Genomic DNA, 18382 nt, shown 5'->3' with positions numbered 1-18382 from the left:
ACGAGGGGGAGGGCCACCGACATGTCAGCGCTGCTCGCGACCGGAGACCGCAGCAGGGAACGGGACCTACGCGTACACGGCCTCACGGTGGACGAGCACCGCGCCCACCTGGCCACACGGGCCGACGCCAGTTTCCTGCAGTACCCCTCCTGGGCGGGGGTGAAAGAGGGCTGGTCCTCGGAAAGGCTCGGCTGGCAGGACGACGACGGCACCCTGAGCGGGAGCGCGCTCGTCCTCTACCGGCAATTCCCGGGCACCCGGAAATACTTCGCCTATCTCCCGGAGGGCCCGGCCGCCGACTGGGCCGACCCCGGAATGGACCGCTGGCTGCGCCCCCTGCTCGCGCACCTGCGCGCGGCCGGGGCCTTCGCCGTGCGCATCGGACCCGGCCCCGCCTACCGCCGCTGGACCGGCGCCCGGCTCAAGGCCGCCGCCGGCCCCGGGCGCGCCGTCGGCGACGTCCTGGCGAGCGAGGTCGACCCGCTCGGCGCCGCCGTGGCCGACCGGCTGCGGGCCCGCGGCTGGCGGCGCTGCGGCGGGGACGGCGACGACGCGGACGCCCAGCCCCGGTACGTGTTCCGGGTGCCGCTCGCCGGACGCACCACCGAGGACCTGTGGTCCGGGCTCAACCAGGAGTGGCGCCGCAACGTCCGCCGCGCGCAGAAGGCGGGTGTGCGGATCGTGACCGGGAGCGCCGCCGAACTGCCCGACTTCCACCGGCTGCTGCGGATCACCGAGGAGCGCGACGGCTTCCGGCTCGGCCGCTCTCTCGGCTACTACCAGCGTCAGTACGCCGCGCTCAACGCCGAGCAGCCCGGCCGGATGAAGCTCTGCCTCGCCGTGCACGACGGCGAGATCCTGGCCGCCCACACCATGATCAGCACCGGCCGGAGGGTCTGGTACCAGACGGGCGCCTCCGCCGACCACCGCCGCGAGGTGCGTCCCAGCAACGCCCTTCAGTGGCAGATGATGTGCGACGCCCTCGCGGGGGGCGCCGAGGTGTACGACATGCGCGGGGTATCCTCCACCCTCGATCCCCACGACCGGCCCTTCGGGCTGCTGCGCTGGAAGCTGGGCACCGGCGGGGAGGTCGTGGAGACCCTCGGAGAGTGGGAGACATCGGTGGGCGGAACCGCCAACAACACGTTGTACCGGGCGTTCCAGGCGTACCTGGCACGCCGGTGACGGCCGCCGGCACCGCCCCGGAGGCGGCCGCCCCCGAGAAGAGCGGCGCGCGCGGCTCCGGCTCGGTGCTGCGCAGCGGCGCCGTGATGGCCGCCGGGTCCATCGTCTCGCGGGCCACGGGGTTCATACGCTCGGCGGTCGTCGTCGCCGCGCTCGGCACCGGACTGCGGGCCGACGGCTACTCGGTCGCCAACACCGTGCCCAACATCCTCTACATCCTGCTCATCGGCGGCGCCCTCAACGCGGTCTTCGTGCCCGAGCTCGTCCGCGCCGCCAGGGAACACAGCGACGGCGGGGCCGCCTACACCGACCGCCTGCTCACCCTCTGCACCGTGGGGCTGCTCGCCCTCACCGCGCTCGCCGTGCTCGGCGCACCGCTGATCATCCAGGTGTACGCCCCCGCCTACGACGGCGACCAGGCCGAACTCACCATCGCCCTGGCCCGCTACTGCCTGCCGCAGATCCTCTTCTACGGCCTGTTCACGCTCCTGGGCCAAGTCCTCAACGCCCGCGACCGGTTCGGCGCGATGATGTGGACGCCGGTCCTCAACAACGTCGTGATCATCGCCGTGTTCGGGCTCTACCTCGGGACGGCGGCGGACTCGGGCGGCACCCTCAGCTCCGCGCAGGCGCAGTGGCTCGGCTGGGGCACCACGGCGGGCATCGCCGTGCAGAGCCTCGCTCTGGTGCCCTCGCTGCGCGCCGCGAAGTTCCGCTGGCGGCCCCGGTTCGACTGGCGTGGCAGCGGACTGACCCGGCCGCTGCGGGCCGCCGGCTGGCTCGTCATGCTCGTCCTCACCAACCAGGCCGCCTACTGGGTGATCACCCGCCTCTCCACCGCGAGCGGCCAGCACGCCGTGGACCAGCACCTCGCGGGCGGCGCCGGCTACACCGCGTACAGCTACGCCTATCAGCTGTGGGTCGTCCCGCAGGGCATCGTGACCGTCAGCCTCGTCACCGCGCTGATGCCGCGCATGAGCAGGGCGGCGGCCGGCGGCGACCTCGCCGGGGTGCGGCGGGACCTCTCGTACGCGCTGCGCACCTCGGCCGCCGTGGTGGTCCCGGCCGCCGCGCTGCTGCTGGTGCTCGCGCCCTGGGTGATGGGCGCGGTCTTCGGCTACGGGCGCACCGGCCCGGCGGACATCACGGTGATGGCGGGCATGATGGCCGCGTTCGCCCCCGGTCTGATCGCCTTCTCCGGGCAGTACGTGCTCTCGCGCGGGTTCTACGCGATGAGTGACACCCGCACCCCGTTCCTGCTGAACCTGGTCATCGCGGCCCTCAACGCCGGGCTCTCGGTCGTCGCCTATCTGACGCTGTCCGCGCGCTGGGCGGTGACCGGCATGGCGGGCGCGTACTCCGTCGCCCTGCTCACCGGCTTCGCCGTCACCGCGTACGTGCTGCACCGCAGGCTCTCCCCGGGCGGGGCGCCGCGCCCCTCGCTCGGCCGCTCGCCCGGGGTGTGGGCGCATGTGCGGCTGGTCGTCGCGTGTGTGCCGGCCGGTGCGCTGGCGTACGGGGCGGCCCGCGCCGTCGACACGGAGGGCTCGGGCCTCGGGGACTTCGCCGCGCTGGGCGCCGGAACGGCCGTCCTCGCGCTGGTCGTCGCGGGGCTGGCCCGGCCGCTGCGGCTCACCGAGGTGAGCGGTGCGCTGAACGCCGTCCGGGGCCGGCTGCGGCGCGGCTGAACCGGCCCGCACTCGCCCGCCCGTTCGAATCCATTCCTTGATCGCTGGGATACTGACGCCATGCCTCGCGTGCTCCTGATAGAAGACGACCCCTCCGTGCGCGAAGGGGTCGAGCTGGGCCTGCGCAGGCGCGGCCACGAACTGCGGGCCGTCGGCACCGGCGAGGCCGGGCTCGCCGCGCTCGGGGAATTCCGGCCGGACCTGGTCCTGCTCGACCTGATGCTGCCCGGCATGAACGGCGTCCAGGTCTGCCGCCGCATCCGCGAGACCAGCCAGCTCCCCGTGATCATGCTGACCGCGCGCGGCGACGACTTCGACGTCGTCGTGGGGCTGGAGGCCGGGGCCGACGACTACATCGTCAAGCCCGCCCGTACCGAGGTCATCGAGGCCCGCATCCGGGCCGTGCTGCGCCGGCTCGCCGTCCCCGCCGGGCGCGGCGGCATCGAGTCGCACGGCGCACTGGCCGTCGACCGCGCGGGCCTCGCCGTCGCCAAGGCCGGCGAACGTCTCCTCCTCGCCCCCTCCGAACTGAAGCTCCTGCTCCACCTCTCGGCCTCGCCCGAACAGGTCTTCAGCCGCCAGCAGCTCCTGGAACACGTGTGGGAGCACAGCTACCACGGCGACGCCCGGCTGGTCGACGCCTGCGTCCGCCGCCTCCGCCAGAAGATCGAGGACGTCCCCGGCAGCCCCCGCTACATCCAGACCGTCCGCGGCTTCGGCTACCGCTTCGGACCACTCGCATGAGACTGTTCGCGGCCCGCCTCGGCCTCCGCACCCGCCTGATCGCGGCGTTCCTGTTCGTCGCGGCCGTCAGCGCGGCCACCACCGCCGCCCTCACCTATCGCGAGGCCCGCTCTGCGATCCTCCAGCAGGCACAGGACTCCGCCGTCGCCCAGTTCCGCGACCGGATCAACGACCAGTCCGTCAGCCTCCCCATAGACAGCGAGCAGCTGCGCCACGTCTGCCTGGTGCTCGCCCGGGCGGGCGGCGGGCGCGGCTGGACGGTGTTCGCCGAGTACGGGAAGCTGCGGGCCTCCTCGTCGGACCGGTCCTCCTCCCGGGTGATCACCGCCGGACTGCGCACGGCCACCCGCGACAACACCCACGGCTCGTTCCAGCGCGTCGTCAAGGACGGCGAGCCCTGGCTGACCGTCGGCATGCCCGCCCTCTTCAACCGGGGCGACGGCAGACAGCCCACCGGCCTCGTCCTCTACGCCGTCATGCCGCTGTCCGCCGAGGACGCCAATGTGGCCGCCATGGTCACCGCCGCCCGGGACGGCGCCCTGCCCGCCCTGCTCGTCGCCCTGGTGCCCGCGCTGCTCGCCGCCCGCAGTGTCCTGCGCCCGGTCCGCGATCTGCGCCGGGCGGCGGCGGGCATCGGCAGGGGCGAGCTCGACACCCGGATCACGGTGCGCGGCTCCGACGAACTCGCCGATCTGGCATGGACGTTCAATGAGTCGTCCACGAAACTCCAGGAGTCCGTCGAGGAGCTGCGCCGGGCCGAGGAGCGGGCCAGGCGCTTCGCCTCGGACGTCTCCCACGAACTGCGCACCCCGCTCGCCGGTATGCTCGCCGTCACCGAGGTCCTGGACGAGGACGCCGGTGAACTGCGCCCCGACACCGCCGCCGCCGTCCGCCTGATCAGCACGGAGACCGGCAAACTGGCCACCCTGGTCGAGGACCTGATGGAGATATCCCGCTTCGACGCCCGCGCGGCCGAACTGCACCTGGACGAGGTGGACGTCGCCGAGACCGTACGCAAGACGCTCCAGGGCCGCCGATGGGAGGGCCGGGTTGCCACCGGACTCCCCGACGGGGTCCGGGCGGTGCTCGATCCGCGCCGCTTCGACGTGGTCGTCGCCAACCTGGTCGGCAACGCCCTGCGGCACGGCGCCGAGCCCGTCACCGTACGCGTACGCGGCGGCGACCGGCTCGTCGTGGAGGTGGAGGACAGCGGGCCGGGCATCGACGCGGCGGTGCTCCCGCACATCTTCGACCGGTTCTACAAGGCCGACGCGGCCCGCACCCGGTCGGCGGGCAGCGGCCTCGGCCTCGCCATCGCCCAGGAGAACGTACGGCTGCACGGGGGCACGGTGTGCGCGGCGAACCGGCCCGGGGGCGGCGCGGTGTTCACCGTGGAGCTGCCGATGGGGCAGCGGTGAGGGGCGCGCGCGTGCTCGGCGCGCTGTTGCCCGTGCTGCTGCTCGCCACCGGGTGCGGCATCCGTGCGACGGACGTCGTGGAGGCGGGTGAACCGGCGACCGTGGAGGTGGCCCCGGCGGACCGGCGCAGCGCCCTGGTGTATTTCGTGTCCTCGTCATCGGCGTCCCGGTTGATGCCGGTCGTCCGGACCATGAGCCCTCCGGAGAGCGTCGACGGCGGGGCCTGGACGGCTCACGGGCTCAGCGGGGCGTCTGCCGCGCTGTATCTGCTCTTCGAGGGGCCCACCCGGGCGGAGCGCGACTCCGGACTGCGCTCCGAGCTGCCCACCGGCGGGATGAAGGCGGCCATCGAGCTGAGCTCGGAGGGGGTGAAGGTCACCATCGGCATCCCGGTCACCGGCCTCTCCGAAGCCGCCCGCCAGCAGCTCGTCTGCACCGCGGCAGCCGCCGGCACCGCCGACCGTACGGAGGTGGTCACGGTGATCGGCACCGAGGGAGTCATCGGTCCGACGCACTGCTCGGTCTGACCGGTACTCCGGCCGCTCAGGCGGCCTTGCGGGCGACCGCTCCGTAGACGCCGATCGTGGGCGGTCGCGCCGCGACGGGTGCGTCCGGCCGCCAGGACGGGACGGGAACGAGGCCGGGCGTCAGCAGTTCGAACCCGTCGAAGAACTTCTCGATCTCCGCATGGGAGCGTGGGGTGAGCGGTGTGGTCGCGTGGGCGTAGACCGCTTGTGCCGCACGGCAGTCGGCGAAGTCGTCGGTGGCGTGCGAGATCACCAGACAGCTGCCGGCCGGGAGCGCGTCGCGGAGGGTGGCGACGGCCCGCTGGGGCTCCTGCGCGTCGGTGAGGAAGTGCAGCACCGAGGTGAGGACCAGGGCGACGGGCCGGTGGAAGTCGATGACCCCGCGGACCTGAGGATGCTCCACGACGCCCTGCGGATCGCGGAGGTCGGCGAGCGCGACGCCGACCTGGTCGGAGCTGCGCAGCAGGGCGTCCGCGTGCGCGGTGACGATGGGGTCGTTGTCGACGTACGCGACGCGCGCATCGGGCGCCGCTTCGAGGGCGACCTCGTGCACGTTGGGGGAGTGGGGCAGCCCGGTGCCGATGTCGAGGACCTGCCGCAGGCCCGCGCCGACGACGTGGCGGACGGCGCGTTCCAGGAAGGCGCGGTTGGCCCGGGCGCCGGCCCGCTCCTGGGCCGCGGTGGCGACGAGCTCGTCGCCGGCCTGCTGGTCCACGCGGTAGTTGTCCTTGCCGCCGAGCAGGTAGTCGTAGATCCTTGCGGAGTGCGGTCGGCCGGTGTCGATCACCGGGACGGGTAAGCCGTGCTGCCTCAAGTGGCGCTCCTCTCGGCGGCCGTGGCGGTCGGATTCCGGAGTCAGCCGATCCTGCGATCCTGCCCGTGCGTCCGACGGCGTGTCAACTAAAGTACACAAGAGCAAGATCGATGATGGGCGAGAGAGATCACCACGTGAGTGCGAGCTGTGACGAGGGAGAGCCCCCGGGGGGCGCTGCCGCCGAAGGGCCGCACCCGCGACCGCACTCCCTCGCGCACAAGCTGAAGTCGCTGATGGCCCACCGCAAGGACGCGCGGGGCCGGGCCTACGTCTCGCGCACCCTGTCGCAGGCCGTCGAGGACCTGCCCGAACCGCCCGCGACGACGTCCTTCGCGCTCATTGCGAAACTCGCCGGCGGCCAGCAGGACAACCCGACGATCAAGACCGTCCTGGCCCTGTGCCAGGCGCTCGGTGACGTGCCGCCGGCCCACCTGCTGCCGCACCCCGGCTACGACGACCTCGCGGCACTCGAAGCCTTCGAGGACCCTCTCGCCCGTCGCCTGCTCGTCCTGCTGGGCGATCTGCCGGAGGGTGAGGTCCGTGCGGTGATCGCGCACCTGGAGCAGCGGCGCGAAGCACTCGGCCTCCCCTCCGTGCCGGACGACGGGACGGGCGACGGGACGGGCGCGGCGGCGGCCGCCGTGAAGCCGAAGAGGACCCGAAGGCGAAGGACCGAAACCGAAGCCGCCCAGTACGCGGCCGACGCATTGGAAGGTCTCTGATGGACGGCATGATATTCGGCGCCTGCACGGTCGCCGGAGTGATCGTCACTGTGCTCTGCGCCCGGAGAGCCCTTCACCACCCGCGCGTGTTCACCTGGTTGATCGCGGTCGCCTTCGGTGTGTGCACCGTGGGCGTCTTCTTCGCCGTTCCCGCGGTGGCCCGGACGGCCGAGGAGGTCACCGGCCTGGACAACGCGGGGAAGCTGGTGGCGCACATCTGCGCGATCCTCTGGTGCGCGGCACTGCAGATGACGATGGTGGACCTCGCCTACCGCCCGGAGTACCTGCGAGCCGCCCTGTACCAGCGCATCTGCCTGGCGGTCGTCGTGCTGGCCGTCATGGTCCCGCTCTTCCTCGCCACGAACGGCGAGGACGTCGAGTTCACCACGGCGTACGCGGACCACTCCTCGGTGACCGCCTACCTGCTCGTCTACCTCTTCTACGTCCTGATCACCTGCGCCGAACTCGCCTTCATGTGCGGCCGCACCGCCCGCCGGTCCCGCACCACCCGGCCCTGGACCGGCGCCGGCTTCACCCTGTGCGCCCTCGCGGCGGTCCTGGGCGTCGGCTACACCATGTCCAAGGGGTCGTACCTCGTCTGCCACGCCCTCGGCAGCCCCTGGTCCCTCGATGCGGAGGAGGCGGTGAGCCCGGCACTGAGCGGGCTCGCCGTCCTCTTCCTCTTCGCCGGTCTGACCATGCCGATGCTCGGCGGGCTGCGCCGGCGACTGCGCGGCGGCGAGCGGACCGCCCAGGGCTTCGGCCGGTAGCCGGCGCGGGTCCGCACCGCGCCGCTCAGGTCCCCGCGCGGTGCGAGGTGCGCGGGGCGGGGACCGGGGCCTGGGCCGCTCGGGTGACGTCGGCGACGAGCTCGACCACGTCGGGGCCGTATGCCTGGGAGTTGACCACCTTCAGGAGCAGGCAGAAGGTGCTGTTGCCGTGCTTGCGGGCGAGACGTTCGTGGTTGCGGGCCAGATAGCGGGTGGCGGCCTGGTTGGTGATGGCCTGCTGGCCGCAGAAGAGGAAGACCGGTCTCGCCTCCTGATGGGTCGTCAGCCGGGCCAGGAGCACGTACTCGCTGACGCCCTTCTCGACCCGGTAGCGCTCGGAGCCGATCTGGAAGGCACCCCGGTCCGGCCCGGGCTCCGGCTCGGTGTTGATCCGCACACCGGGCAGCAGGGAATGGAGGTGCGCGGCCATCCGGCGGTTCGACACCGGCCCGCCGACGCAGAATTCGGTCCGTTCCCCGATGCCCTGCTGCGCGATGTCGTGGGACAGGATCTGGGCGTGCGCCTCGCAGTCCTTGATCAGCGCGGAGAGTTCCAGCAGGGCGAAGACGTCGTGGCGGTGGACCGAACCGTCACCGCCCGCGTCGCGGTTGACGACGAGCAGGCACTCGGAGTTCCCCGGCAGGCCGAAGAACGCCTGCTTGCGGCGGAGCTTGCGGCGCCACAGATAGGTGCGCGCGAGCCAGCCGAGGGCGGCGCTGATGCCGGCGGCTATCACGCCCAGCACGATGTTGCGTACGTCGTCAGTCATGGGCGGGCATGTTAGCGGGCATTCGGCCTCACGTCCGAGGCGGTCCTGACGGGGTGGCCACAGCGGCGTTACCCTGCGCGGACGATCCTTCACCGGAGGTTGCGCATGCGACGTTCCATCAGGCGAAATGTGTCGTTGGCGGCGGTCCTGGCCGCAGTCGTGTCGGTCGGGGCCGCCGCCCCCTCCTCGTCCGCCCACCCCGCCCGTTCCCCGGCGCCCCCGCCCAAGTCGCCCGTCGCGGTGGGATACGGCGGAGCGGTCTCCAGCGTCGACGCGGACGCCACGGCCGCCGGTATCGAGGTGCTGCGCAAGGGCGGCAACGCGGTCGACGCCGCCGTGGCCACGGCCGCCGCGCTCGGCGTCACCGAGCCGTACTCGGCGGGGCTCGGCGGCGGTGGCTACTTCGTCTACTACGACGCCCGCAGCCACACCGTCCGCACCATCGACGGCCGTGAGACCGCACCGCGCAGCGCCGACTCCTCCCTCTTCCTGGAGAACGGCAAGCCGCTCGACTTCGCCGACGCCGTGACCAGCGGGCTGAGCGTCGGCACCCCCGGCACGCCCGCCACCTGGGACACCGCCCTGCACGCCTGGGGCCGTCAATCGCTCCGCCAGGTCCTCCGGCCCGCCGAGCGGATCGCCCGGGACGGCTTCGTGGTGGACGAAACGTTCCGCTCGCAGACGGCCGGCAACGAGGAGCGGTTCCGGGACTTCCCGGCCACCCGCAAGCTGTTCCTGCCCGGCGGAAAGCTCCCCGAGGTCGGCTCGGTGCTCAGGAATCCGGACCTGGCGCGCACCTACGAGGAGGTCGGCCGCAAGGGCACCGACGAGATCTACCGGGGCGAGCTCGCCGAGGACGTCGTGCGGACCGTACGCAACCCGCCCGTCGACCCGGCGTCCGACCGGGTCGTCCGCCCCGGCGACCTGACCGCCAAGGACCTGCGCTCCTACCGCGCGCTGCGGCGGGAGCCCACGAAGGTGGACTACCGGGGTCTCGACGTGTACGGCATGGCGCCGTCCTCCTCGGGCGGCACGACGGTGGGCGAGGCCCTCAACATCCTGGAGTCCACGGACCTCTCGCGGGCGAGCGAGGCCCAGTACCTGCACCGCTACATCGAGGCGAGCCGCATCGCGTTCGCCGACCGGGGGCGCTGGGTCGGCGACCCGGCGTTCGAGGACGTGCCGACGAAGCAGCTGCTCGGGCGGCGGTTCGCGGACGCGCGGGAGTGCCTGATCAAGGACGACGCGGTGCTGACCAGCCCGCTCGCCCCGGGCGACCCGCGCCATCCCGGCGCCTGCCGCTCCACGGGGAAGGCCGCGCCGACCACGTACGAGGGTGAGAACACCACGCACCTGACGACCGCCGACAAGTGGGGCAACGTCGTCGCCTACACCCTCACCATCGAGCAGACCGGCGGCAGCGGGATTACCGTGCCGGGGCGCGGCTTCCTGCTCAACAACGAGCTGACCGACTTCTCCTTCGCACCGGCCGACCCGGCCGTCCACGATCCGAACCTGCCCGGCCCCGGCAAGCGCCCGCGCTCCTCGATCTCGCCGACCATCGTGCTCCGGCACGGCGAGCCGGTCCTCGCCCTCGGCTCGCCCGGCGGCGCCACCATCATCACCACCGTGCTCCAGACGCTGACCGGCAAGGTGGACCGGGGGCTCCCGCTGGTCGACGCCATCGCCGCGCCCCGGGCCAGCCAGCGCAACGCCCCGGCCACCGAGCTGGAACCGGCGCTCTGGAACAGCCCGTTGCGGGCAAAACTGGAATCCATCGGCCACGTCTTCAAGCTCAACCCGGAGATCGGCGCCGCGACCGGCGTACAGCGGCTGCCCGACGGGCGGTGGCTCGCCGCGGCCGAGAAGGAGCGGCGCGGCGGAGGCTCGGCGATGGTGGTGAAGCCGAGCGGGCGGCCCTGACCCGCACACCGGAAAGAGACAAAAGGGGGGGGGCACGGCACGACATCTCCTCGCCAGAAGGGCGCCCCCCCAGTGCGTATGCGAACGCTCGCCCTCGTCACGGCCTCCGGTGCCGCGCTGCTCACCGCCGGCGCGCCGGCCCCCGTCACCCTCGCGGTGGCGGGGGACCCGGACCCGGCCCTCGCCGCGCCCGCACCGGCGCCCCGGCCCCTCCTGCCGGCCGTGCCGCTCGCCCTGGTGGCGCAGGTCCACCGGGCACCGGCCCGGGCGCACCGGTCCGGACCCGCGTCCGCCCCGGCCCGGGACCGGGAAGGCACCGAGGTCGGGGCGGCCGAGCTGCTGGCCAGGGCGTCGGCCTGCGAGCAGGTCTCGAAGGGCGAGTACCGGACGGACGAGGCGGCTTCGCCGACCGTTCCGGTGTGCGGTGCGGGCGGTGCGGTGTTCTGGAAGGCCGACCTGGACATCGACTGTGACGGCCGGACGACCGCAGCCTGCAACGCCGCCACCGACCCCGCCTTCCACGGCGACACCGCCTTCCACGCCTCGGACGGCCGGCCGCTGAACGCGGCGGAGCTGCCGTACGTGGTCGTGCCCGCGCCCTCCGGTACCTGGGACTACGCCAAGTCCGGCATCCACGGCGGCGGGGTCGTCGCCGTCGTCCACGGGGAGAAGGTGGAGTACGCGGTCGTCGGCGACGTCGGCCCGGAGCGCATCATCGGCGAAGCCTCGTACGCCACGGCGAAGTCGCTCGGCATCGACCCGGACCCGAGCAGCGGCGGCGCGCCCTCGGGGGTCACCTACATCCTGTTCAAGGGCTCCCGGGTGTCCCCGGTCGAGGACCACGAGGCCGCCGTGCGCACGGGGCGGGCGCTCGCGGGGGAGTTCGTACGCGGGGGCTAGGGGGTGTCTTGTCGATCAGGGCCGGGTCCGCGACGCCTGGCACGGCACCTCGCGGCGTTGCCGAAACGCCCCGATAGCTCCGCTATCGAGACGCTCCGGCGCCTTGCGATGCACCGCACCGGACGCCGCGGCCTGATCGACAAGACGCCCCCTAGGTGTATTGCCCTGTGAGGTTGGGGACGCGGGGCGTGGCCCTAGAGCGCGGTCAGGATGCGCGGGCCCTCGTCCGTGATCGCCACCGTGTGCTCGGCGTGCGCGGCCCGGCTGCCGTCCGTCGTGCGCAGGGTCCAGCCGTCGCGGTCCGTGCGGTACGTGTCCACGCCGCCCCCGGTCAGCATCGGTTCGATGGCCAGCACCATGCCGTGGCGCAGCGGCATCCCGCGCCCCGGACGGCCCTCGTTGGGCACCCCCGGATCCTCGTGCATCTCGCGGCCCACGCCGTGCCCGCCGAACCCCTCGGGGATGCCGTAGCCGCCGGCGCGGCAGACCGTGCCGATGGCGTGCGCGATGTCACCGATCCGGTTGCCCACGGTGGCCGCCGCGATGCCCGCTGCCAGGGCCCTGTACGCGGTGTCGACGAGCCGGGTGTCGGAAGGGCGGGCGCGGCCCACGGTGAAGCTGATCGCCGAGTCGCCGGCCCAGCCGTCCAGCTTCGCGCCCGCGTCGATGCTGACCAGGTCGCCGTCGCGCAGCCGGTAGTCCGTGGGGATACCGTGCACGATCGCGTCGTTGACCGACGCGCAGATGACCGCGGGGAAGGGGACCGGGGCGAAGTGCGGCCGGTAGCCCAGGAACGGCGAGCCGGCGCCCGCCTCGCGCAGCACCCCGCGCGCCACCTCGTCCAGTTCGCGCAGCGAGACGCCGACCTCGGCGGCCTCCCGGGCGGCGGTCAGCATGCGGGCGACGACGCGGCCGGTCGCACGCATGGCTTCGATGGATGTGTCCGTCTTGAGTTGCACCATGCCAATTACAATACCGCAATTACTATACCGGTTCACCGGTGTCAGGGTCCGGGCGGTATTAGAATGACGGCATGGTCCGTACCCCTCTGACTCCCGAAGAGCGCCTGCGCGGCGAACGGCTCGGCCGGCTGCTGCGCGAGGCGCGCGGCGCCCGCTCCATGGCCGAGATCGCCGCTCATGCCGGCATCTCCGCCGAGACCCTGCGGAAGATCGAGACCGGCCGCGCCCCCACCCCCGCGTTCTTCACCGTCGCCGCCCTGGCCGGCGCGCTCGGCCTCTCCATGGACGAGCTCCTGCTGCGCTGCGCCCCGGAACCGGCGGCGGTCCCACTCGCCGGATAGCGCCGGATCCGCCCGACCCTCGCGCCCCGCTTGCGCCCGCGCGCCTAGGCTGGGGGCCATGAGCCTCCAGGACTTCGCGCGCAGCGAGTACGTCAGCCTGACCACGTACCGCAAGGACGGCACGCCCGTCGCCACCCCCGTCTGGGCGGTGGCCGAGGGCGGTGAACTGCTCGTCTGGACCAAGACCGACTCCTGGAAGGTCAAGCGGCTGCGCAACGACAGCCGGGTCCGGGTCACGGTCTGCGATGTGCGCGGCCGGACCGAGGAGGGCGCCCCGACCGCCGAGGGCACCGCCAGGCTGCTCGACGAGCGGGAAACGGCCACCGTGCGCCGTGCCATCGGCCGCAAGTACACGTGGAAGTACTGGCTGCTCGACTACCCGGCGATGATCGTCCGCCTCGGCAAGCGCCCGCACACCGGGATCGCCATCACCCTCTGAGCCCCGCCCCGCCCTGTTACGCGCCGAGCCGCGCCGAGGCCGCCTCGGAGTCGCAAAGCGCGCGTAGCCGTCCCGTAACACAGCTGCGGTCGAATGCCCCGGACCGGATTCCAGCCGACGGCGGCCGAAGGCGACGGTGACAGTGACGGTGCATCAAGAGGCGGTATCGGTACAGGACTTCGCGTGCCATCTGCGGGAGCTGGTGGCGCTGCTCGACCCCGGACGCGGCTGGTACGGGGTCTTCCGCCGACGCGACCCGGCGGGTATGGACGCCTGCCTGGACGGGGCGGAGCTGCCGCCCTGGGACGTGATGGAGGCGCTCTTCGCGGACCTGGCCGAGGTGCGGGGGACCGCTTACGCGGAAGAGGCGTCGGGGCGCGCCGCGCAGGTGCACGCGGACTGCGCCCTCAGCCTCGACCGCCGTCCCGGCGGCCGCGCCCGGCTGGTGGAACGGCTCGGCCTGATGCTCCGCGAGCAGGAGTACGCGGCCGAGCGGCTGCGGGCGGCCCGGGAGGGCGGCGACGGGGGCGACGCGGCGCTCGCCTGGGCCCGCGACGACCACGCCCGCGCCTCGGCCCGCTGTGTCGAGCTCCGCCGCCGCCTGTCGGTCCTCTCCCGCACCCCGGACCGGTTCGGGGCCGCGGCCGGGATCCCGGAAAGACCCCCCGCTCCGGCCTCCGGCGCCACCCCGCCCACCCGGAAGCGGAAGCCGACCGGCGCCCGGTTCGCCGGGCTGGAGGCCGAGGGCGGCGGCGCGGACAAGGCGCCCGTGCTGCCCGCCGCACCGGCCGCCTCACCGCGTGGAGCCCGCTTCGGCGGGGCGCCCGCAACGCCGGGCGCCGAGCGGCCCACGGCCCCGCCGGACCCGGCCGCCCTCCGGTCCGCGCAGGCGGCCGTGGGTGCGCTGCTCCGGTTGCGGGCCGAGGGCCGCAGCGGCGAGGCGCACGCCGTGCTCTGCGAAGCGGCGGCCCTTCCCGCGCACCGGCTGCCGCTCCTCGCCGTCGAACTGCACCGGGCCGGGCTCGGCGCGGACTGGGCGACCCTGCTCTGGGAGGTCGCCTCGCTGCCCCCGGACGGGCTCGCCGCCGCCGTGGACGCGCTGGCGGCCGCGGGGCGCGCCGAGGACTGCGGGCGGCTGCTGCGGCAGGGCGTCGCGCGTCCGGCCGCCGAGGTCGCCGAGGCCGCGACCGCCCTCGACCGGGCGGGCCGGGGGCCGCTGGCCCGGACGCTGCTCGGCGCCTTCGTCCGGGCGCGGTCGCCGCAGGAGGCGGTCGGGATCGCTTCGGTCGACCCGCCCCGGCTCGTACCGCAACTGCTGGCCGCCGCCCGGGCGGTGTCCGAGGCGCAGGAGCGGGGCGTCGAGCACGCGCTGCGCGTGGCGGGCCTCGGCTGAGCGGCGGGCGCCGCCTCCCGGCACTGGCCCGCACGGGTGTGAAACATGATCGACTCCGCTGGTTCACGGCGATGGTCTTGCCCCGCGGTGTGACGGGGCTTACGTTCTCCCGTACGCACGTGTCTACGGGCGTAGAAGAAGCACGAAGAGGCTCTCTGACGCCGCGTCGAAGGAGCAGCTCATGTCCCACGTCGTACGCGCCGCACTCGTCCAGGCGACCTGGACCGGCGACACCGAATCCATGATCGCCAAGCACGAGGAGCACGCCCGCGAGGCCGCCCGGCAGGGGGCGAAGATCATCGGATTCCAGGAGGTGTTCAACGCCCCCTACTTCTGCCAGGTGCAGGAGCCCGAGCACTACCGCTGGGCCGAGGCGGTGCCGGACGGCCCGACCGTACGGCGCATGCGGGACCTGGCCCGCGAGACCGGCATGGTGATCGTCGTCCCGGTCTTCGAGCTGGAGCAGTCCGGCTTCTACTACAACACCGCCGCCGTGATCGACGCCGACGGCTCCTACCTCGGCAAGTACCGCAAGCACCACATCCCGCAGGTCAAGGGCTTCTGGGAGAAGTACTACTTCAAACCCGGAAACGCGGGCTGGCCGGTCTTCGACACCGCCGTCGGCAGGATCGGCGTCTACATCTGCTACGACCGGCACTTCCCCGAAGGCTGGCGACAACTCGGCCTCAACGGAGCCCAGTTGGTCTACAACCCGTCCGCCACCTCGCGCGGCCTCTCCGCCTACCTCTGGCAGCTGGAACAGCCCGCGTCCGCCGTCGCCAACGAGTACTTCATCGCCGCGATCAACCGCGTCGGCCAGGAGGAGTACGGCGACAACGACTTCTACGGCACCAGCTACTTCGTGGACCCGCGCGGCCAGTTCGTCGGCGACGTCGCCAGCGACAAGGAGGAGGAACTCCTCGTCCGCGACCTGGACTTCGGGCTCATCGAAGAGGTCCGGCAGCAGTGGGCGTTCTACCGGGACCGACGGCCCGACGCGTACGAGGGGCTGGTTGAGCCGTGAGCAGCCTCCACCACCGCCACCTCGCCGTCAGCCCCGAGTGGCTGGCCCTCTACTACCGCCACCCGCTGGAGATCACGCACGGCGAGGGGCGCCACGTCTGGGACGCCGACGGCAACCGCTACCTCGACTTCTTCGGCGGCATCCTCACCACCATGACCGCCCACGCCCTGCCCGAGGTCACCAAGGCCGTCAGCGAGCAGGCCGGCCGGATCATCCACTCCTCGACGCTCTACCTCAACCGCCCGATGATCGAGCTGGCCGAACGCGTCGCCTCGCTCTCCGGCATCCCCGACGCCCGGGTCTTCTTCACCACCTCGGGCACCGAGGCCAACGACACCGCGCTGCTCCTGGCCACCACGTACCGCAGGTCGAACCAGATCCTCGCGATGCGCAACAGCTACCACGGCCGGTCCTTCTCCGCGGTCTCCATCACCGGCAACAACGCCTGGTCGCCCACCAGCCTCTCGCCGCTCCAGACCCTGTACGTGCACGGCGGCGTCCGCACCAGAGGCCCCTACGCGCACCTGAGCGACGAGGAGTTCACCGCCGCCTGCGTCGCGGACCTGGAGGACCTGCTCGGCCACACCCGCACCCCGGCCGCCCTGATCGCCGAACCCATCCAGGGCGTCGGCGGCTTCACCTCACCGCCGGACGGGCTGTACGGCGCGTTCCGCGAGGTGCTGAACCGGCACGGGGTGCTGTGGATCTCCGACGAGGTGCAGACGGGGTGGGGGCGCTCCGGCGAACACTTCTGGGGCTGGCAGGCCCACGCGCAGAACGGGCCGCCGGACATCCTCACCTTCGCCAAGGGCATCGGCAACGGCATGTCCATCGGCGGCGTGGTCGCCCGCGCCGAGGTCATGAACTGCCTGGACGCCAACTCCATCTCGACGTTCGGCGGTTCACCGGTCACGATGGCGGCCGGCCTCGCCAACCTCGCGTATCTCCTGGAACACGACCTCCAGGGCAACGCCCGCCGCGTCGGCGGCCTGCTCATCGAGCGGCTGCGCGCGATCGGCGCCGCCTCGGAGCGGGTGCGCGAGGTGCGCGGCCGGGGCCTCATGATCGGCGTCGAGCTCGTGAAGCCCGGCACCGACGAGGCGGACCCGGAAGCGGCCGCGGCCGTCCTGGAGGCGGCGCGCGAGGGCGGGCTGCTCATCGGCAAGGGCGGCGGCCACAACACCAGCGTGCTGCGCATCGCCCCGCCGCTCTCGCTCGCCATCCCCGAGGCGGAGGAAGGCGCGGACATCCTCGCCGACGCGCTGCGCTCGGTGGGCTGAGCGCCGGCAACCACGCGGGTGCGGGGCAGGACCCCGCACCCGCGTTCCACCCGTACAACGAGGAGGGGTACCCATGAGCCGTACCGTCATCCGCGGCGGCCTGGTCGTCACCGCGTCGGACGAGATGCACGCGGACGTCCTCGTCGACGGCGGCCGGATCGTCGCGCTCGCCGCCCACGACAGCGACGAGGCGGCCGGCTGGACCGCCGCCCGGACCATCGACGCCACCGGCAGGTACGTCATCCCGGGCGGCGTCGACGCGCACACCCACATGGAGATGCCGTTCGGCGGCACCTACGCGGCCGACACCTTCGAGACCGGCACGCGCGCCGCGGCCTGGGGCGGCACCACCACCATCGTGGACTTCGCCATCCAGTCCGTCGGCCGCTCCCTGCGCGAGGGACTGGACAGCTGGTACGCGAAGGCGGACGGCAGCTGCGCCATCGACTACGCCTTCCACATGATCCTCGCGGACGTCAACGAGTCCTCGCTCAAGGAGATGGACCTCCTGGTCGGCGAAGGCATCACCTCGTTCAAGCTGTTCATGGCCTATCCCGGTGTCTTCTACAGCGACGACGGGCAGATCCTGCGCGCCATGCAGCGGGCCGAGTCCAACGGCGGCCTGATCATGATGCACGCGGAGAACGGCATCGCCATCGACGTCCTGGTGGAGCAGGCCCTCGCCGCCGGCCGCACCGACCCCCGCCACCACGGCGACGTACGCAAGGTGGCGCTGGAGGCCGAGGCCACGCACCGGGCGATCCAGCTCGCCCGGGTCGCCGGATCGCCGCTGTACGTCGTGCACGTCTCCGCCGACGAGGCCGTCGCCGAGATCGCCGCCGCCCGCCACAAGGGGCAGCCCGTCTTCGGCGAGACCTGCCCGCAGTACCTCTTCCTCTCCACGGACAACCTCGCGGAACCGGACTTCGAGGGCGCCAAGTACGTCTGCTCCACCCCGCTGCGGCCCCGGGAGCACCAGGAGGTCCTGTGGCGCGGGCTGCGCAACAACGAGCTCCAGGTCGTCTCCACCGACCACTGCCCCTTCTGCTTCTCCGGGCAGAAGGAAATGGGCCGGGGCGACTTCTCGAAGATCCCCAACGGCATGCCGGGCGTCGAGAACCGCATGGACCTGCTGCACCAGGCGGTCGTCGACGGCCACATCTCGCGCCGCCGCTGGATCGAGATCGCCTGCGCGTCCCCGGCGAGGATGTTCGGCCTCTACCCCAAGAAGGGCACGATCGCGCCCGGCGCGGACGCGGACATCGTCGTCTATGACCCGTCGGCCCGGCAGACCGTGTCCGCCGAGACCCATCACATGAACGTCGACTACTCGGCGTACGAGGGGAAGCAGCTCACCGGCCGGGTCGAGACGGTGCTCTCGCGCGGCGAGGTGGTCATCGACAACCGCACGTACACCGGCCGCGCGGGCCACGGCATCTACACCCCACGCGCCACCTGTCAGTACCTGAACTAGGAGCAACGG

The 18382-nt window shown here is 72.9% G+C and carries 18 protein-coding genes; 15 read left to right on the top strand and 3 right to left on the bottom strand.

The genetic code is table 11. The annotated features are described in order from the left end of the window. The first annotated feature begins 21 nt into the window (after positions 1 to 21). The 5 genes from ACFZAT_RS10325 to ACFZAT_RS10305 are packed head-to-tail and all read left to right on the top strand — an operon-like array spanning position 22 to position 5562. The gene (locus ACFZAT_RS10325) at positions 22 to 1185 is read left to right on the top strand and encodes a peptidoglycan bridge formation glycyltransferase FemA/FemB family protein (RefSeq protein ID WP_391262662.1); all 1164 of its coding nucleotides are present in this window, start codon (positions 22 to 24) and stop codon (positions 1183 to 1185) included. Beyond that, positions 1182 to 2873, top strand: coding sequence for a murein biosynthesis integral membrane protein MurJ (murJ, locus tag ACFZAT_RS10320; protein WP_391262660.1), 1692 nt, complete (start codon positions 1182 to 1184; stop codon positions 2871 to 2873). The genes ACFZAT_RS10325 and murJ overlap by 4 nt, the downstream gene beginning before the upstream one ends. Before the next feature lie 60 nt (positions 2874 to 2933). Next, positions 2934 to 3617 carry a response regulator gene (locus tag ACFZAT_RS10315; RefSeq protein ID WP_391262658.1) on the top strand — a complete coding sequence of 228 codons (684 nt, stop codon included), beginning with the start codon at positions 2934 to 2936 and terminating at the stop codon, positions 3615 to 3617. Then, complete coding sequence (locus tag ACFZAT_RS10310) at positions 3614 to 5035, top strand: ATP-binding protein (RefSeq protein WP_391262656.1); 1422 nt, start codon at positions 3614 to 3616, stop codon at positions 5033 to 5035. The genes ACFZAT_RS10315 and ACFZAT_RS10310 overlap by 4 nt, the downstream gene beginning before the upstream one ends. After that, positions 5032 to 5562: a hypothetical protein gene (locus ACFZAT_RS10305; RefSeq protein WP_391262654.1), complete on the top strand. Its 531-nt coding sequence runs from the start codon at positions 5032 to 5034 to the stop codon at positions 5560 to 5562. Before ACFZAT_RS10310 ends, ACFZAT_RS10305 begins: the two co-directional genes overlap by 4 nt. A gap of 16 nt (positions 5563 to 5578) precedes the next feature. On the opposite strand, the gene ACFZAT_RS10300 is transcribed toward ACFZAT_RS10305, so the two are convergent. After that, positions 5579 to 6376, bottom strand: coding sequence for an SAM-dependent methyltransferase (locus tag ACFZAT_RS10300; RefSeq protein ID WP_391262652.1), 798 nt, complete (start codon positions 6374 to 6376; stop codon positions 5579 to 5581). A gap of 134 nt (positions 6377 to 6510) precedes the next feature. Between ACFZAT_RS10300 and ACFZAT_RS10295 the strand changes: the two genes are divergently transcribed. Together ACFZAT_RS10295 and ACFZAT_RS10290 are read left to right on the top strand one after the other, a co-directional pair. Continuing rightward, positions 6511 to 7098: a hypothetical protein gene (locus ACFZAT_RS10295; RefSeq protein ID WP_391262651.1), complete on the top strand. Its 588-nt coding sequence runs from the start codon at positions 6511 to 6513 to the stop codon at positions 7096 to 7098. Continuing rightward, entirely contained in the window at positions 7098 to 7868 is a 771-nt protein-coding gene (locus tag ACFZAT_RS10290; RefSeq protein ID WP_391262649.1) for a hypothetical protein, read from the top strand. Before ACFZAT_RS10295 ends, ACFZAT_RS10290 begins: the two co-directional genes overlap by 1 nt. A 25-nt stretch (positions 7869 to 7893) precedes the next feature. On the opposite strand, the gene ACFZAT_RS10285 is transcribed toward ACFZAT_RS10290, so the two are convergent. Then, complete coding sequence (locus ACFZAT_RS10285; protein ID WP_391262648.1) at positions 7894 to 8637, bottom strand: hypothetical protein; 744 nt, start codon at positions 8635 to 8637, stop codon at positions 7894 to 7896. Positions 8638 to 8742: 105 nt separating this feature from the next. On the opposite strand from ACFZAT_RS10285, the gene ggt reads away from it, so the two are divergent. Then, entirely contained in the window at positions 8743 to 10560 is a 1818-nt protein-coding gene (gene ggt, locus ACFZAT_RS10280) for a gamma-glutamyltransferase (protein ID WP_391262646.1), read from the top strand. Positions 10561 to 10638: 78 nt separating this feature from the next. After that, entirely contained in the window at positions 10639 to 11460 is an 822-nt protein-coding gene (locus tag ACFZAT_RS10275; protein ID WP_391262785.1) for a glycoside hydrolase family 75 protein, read from the top strand. 194 nt (positions 11461 to 11654) lie between these two features. Here the strand turns inward: ACFZAT_RS10275 and map are convergent, their stop codons facing one another. After that, complete coding sequence (gene map / locus ACFZAT_RS10270; RefSeq protein ID WP_391262644.1) at positions 11655 to 12422, bottom strand: type I methionyl aminopeptidase; 768 nt, start codon at positions 12420 to 12422, stop codon at positions 11655 to 11657. A 71-nt stretch (positions 12423 to 12493) separates the two neighbouring features. Between map and ACFZAT_RS10265 the strand changes: the two genes are divergently transcribed. From ACFZAT_RS10265 to hydA, 6 genes are all read left to right on the top strand, one after another. Next, positions 12494 to 12763, top strand: coding sequence for a helix-turn-helix domain-containing protein (locus ACFZAT_RS10265; RefSeq protein WP_391262642.1), 270 nt, complete (start codon positions 12494 to 12496; stop codon positions 12761 to 12763). Between the two features lie 58 nt (positions 12764 to 12821). After that, on the top strand, positions 12822 to 13202 hold the full coding sequence (locus tag ACFZAT_RS10260) for a PPOX class F420-dependent oxidoreductase (protein WP_391262640.1): 381 nt from the start codon (positions 12822 to 12824) through the stop codon (positions 13200 to 13202). 142 nt (positions 13203 to 13344) lie between these two features. After that, positions 13345 to 14595 carry a hypothetical protein gene (locus ACFZAT_RS10255; protein WP_391262638.1) on the top strand — a complete coding sequence of 417 codons (1251 nt, stop codon included), beginning with the start codon at positions 13345 to 13347 and terminating at the stop codon, positions 14593 to 14595. Positions 14596 to 14776: 181 nt separating this feature from the next. Beyond that, positions 14777 to 15619, top strand: coding sequence for a nitrilase-related carbon-nitrogen hydrolase (locus tag ACFZAT_RS10250; protein WP_391262636.1), 843 nt, complete (start codon positions 14777 to 14779; stop codon positions 15617 to 15619). Next, a complete protein-coding gene (locus ACFZAT_RS10245; RefSeq protein ID WP_391262635.1) occupies positions 15616 to 16899 on the top strand; it encodes an aminotransferase class III-fold pyridoxal phosphate-dependent enzyme in 1284 nt (427 codons plus the stop codon). The genes ACFZAT_RS10250 and ACFZAT_RS10245 overlap by 4 nt, the downstream gene beginning before the upstream one ends. Before the next feature lie 73 nt (positions 16900 to 16972). Continuing rightward, on the top strand, positions 16973 to 18373 hold the full coding sequence (gene hydA / locus ACFZAT_RS10240) for a dihydropyrimidinase (protein WP_391262633.1): 1401 nt from the start codon (positions 16973 to 16975) through the stop codon (positions 18371 to 18373). Positions 18374 to 18382 lie beyond the last annotated feature (9 nt).

The organism is Streptomyces sp. NPDC008163 (genome assembly GCF_042956885.1).
GTDB lineage: Bacteria > Actinomycetota > Actinomycetes > Streptomycetales > Streptomycetaceae > Streptomyces > Streptomyces drozdowiczii_A.
This window is presented reverse-complemented; position numbering and strand designations above follow the sequence as displayed.

Bases quoted from the DNA above. Each gene is read 5' to 3' on its own strand.
- ACFZAT_RS10260 (WP_391262640.1), top strand. From the start codon at position 12,822: ATGAGCCTCCAGGACTTCGCGCGCAGCGAGTACGTCAGCCTGACCACG.
- ggt (WP_391262646.1), top strand. From the start codon at position 8,743: ATGCGACGTTCCATCAGGCGAAATGTGTCGTTGGCGGCGGTCCTGGCC.
- ACFZAT_RS10325 (WP_391262662.1), top strand. From the start codon at position 22: ATGTCAGCGCTGCTCGCGACCGGAGACCGCAGCAGGGAACGGGACCTA.
- ACFZAT_RS10275 (WP_391262785.1), top strand. From the start codon at position 10,639: ATGCGAACGCTCGCCCTCGTCACGGCCTCCGGTGCCGCGCTGCTCACC.
- ACFZAT_RS10250 (WP_391262636.1), top strand. From the start codon at position 14,777: ATGTCCCACGTCGTACGCGCCGCACTCGTCCAGGCGACCTGGACCGGC.
- ACFZAT_RS10310 (WP_391262656.1), top strand. From the start codon at position 3,614: ATGAGACTGTTCGCGGCCCGCCTCGGCCTCCGCACCCGCCTGATCGCG.
- map (WP_391262644.1), bottom strand. From the start codon at position 12,422: ATGGTGCAACTCAAGACGGACACATCCATCGAAGCCATGCGTGCGACC.
- ACFZAT_RS10265 (WP_391262642.1), top strand. From the start codon at position 12,494: ATGGTCCGTACCCCTCTGACTCCCGAAGAGCGCCTGCGCGGCGAACGG.
- hydA (WP_391262633.1), top strand. From the start codon at position 16,973: ATGAGCCGTACCGTCATCCGCGGCGGCCTGGTCGTCACCGCGTCGGAC.
- ACFZAT_RS10285 (WP_391262648.1), bottom strand. From the start codon at position 8,637: ATGACTGACGACGTACGCAACATCGTGCTGGGCGTGATAGCCGCCGGC.
- ACFZAT_RS10315 (WP_391262658.1), top strand. From the start codon at position 2,934: ATGCCTCGCGTGCTCCTGATAGAAGACGACCCCTCCGTGCGCGAAGGG.
- ACFZAT_RS10290 (WP_391262649.1), top strand. From the start codon at position 7,098: ATGGACGGCATGATATTCGGCGCCTGCACGGTCGCCGGAGTGATCGTC.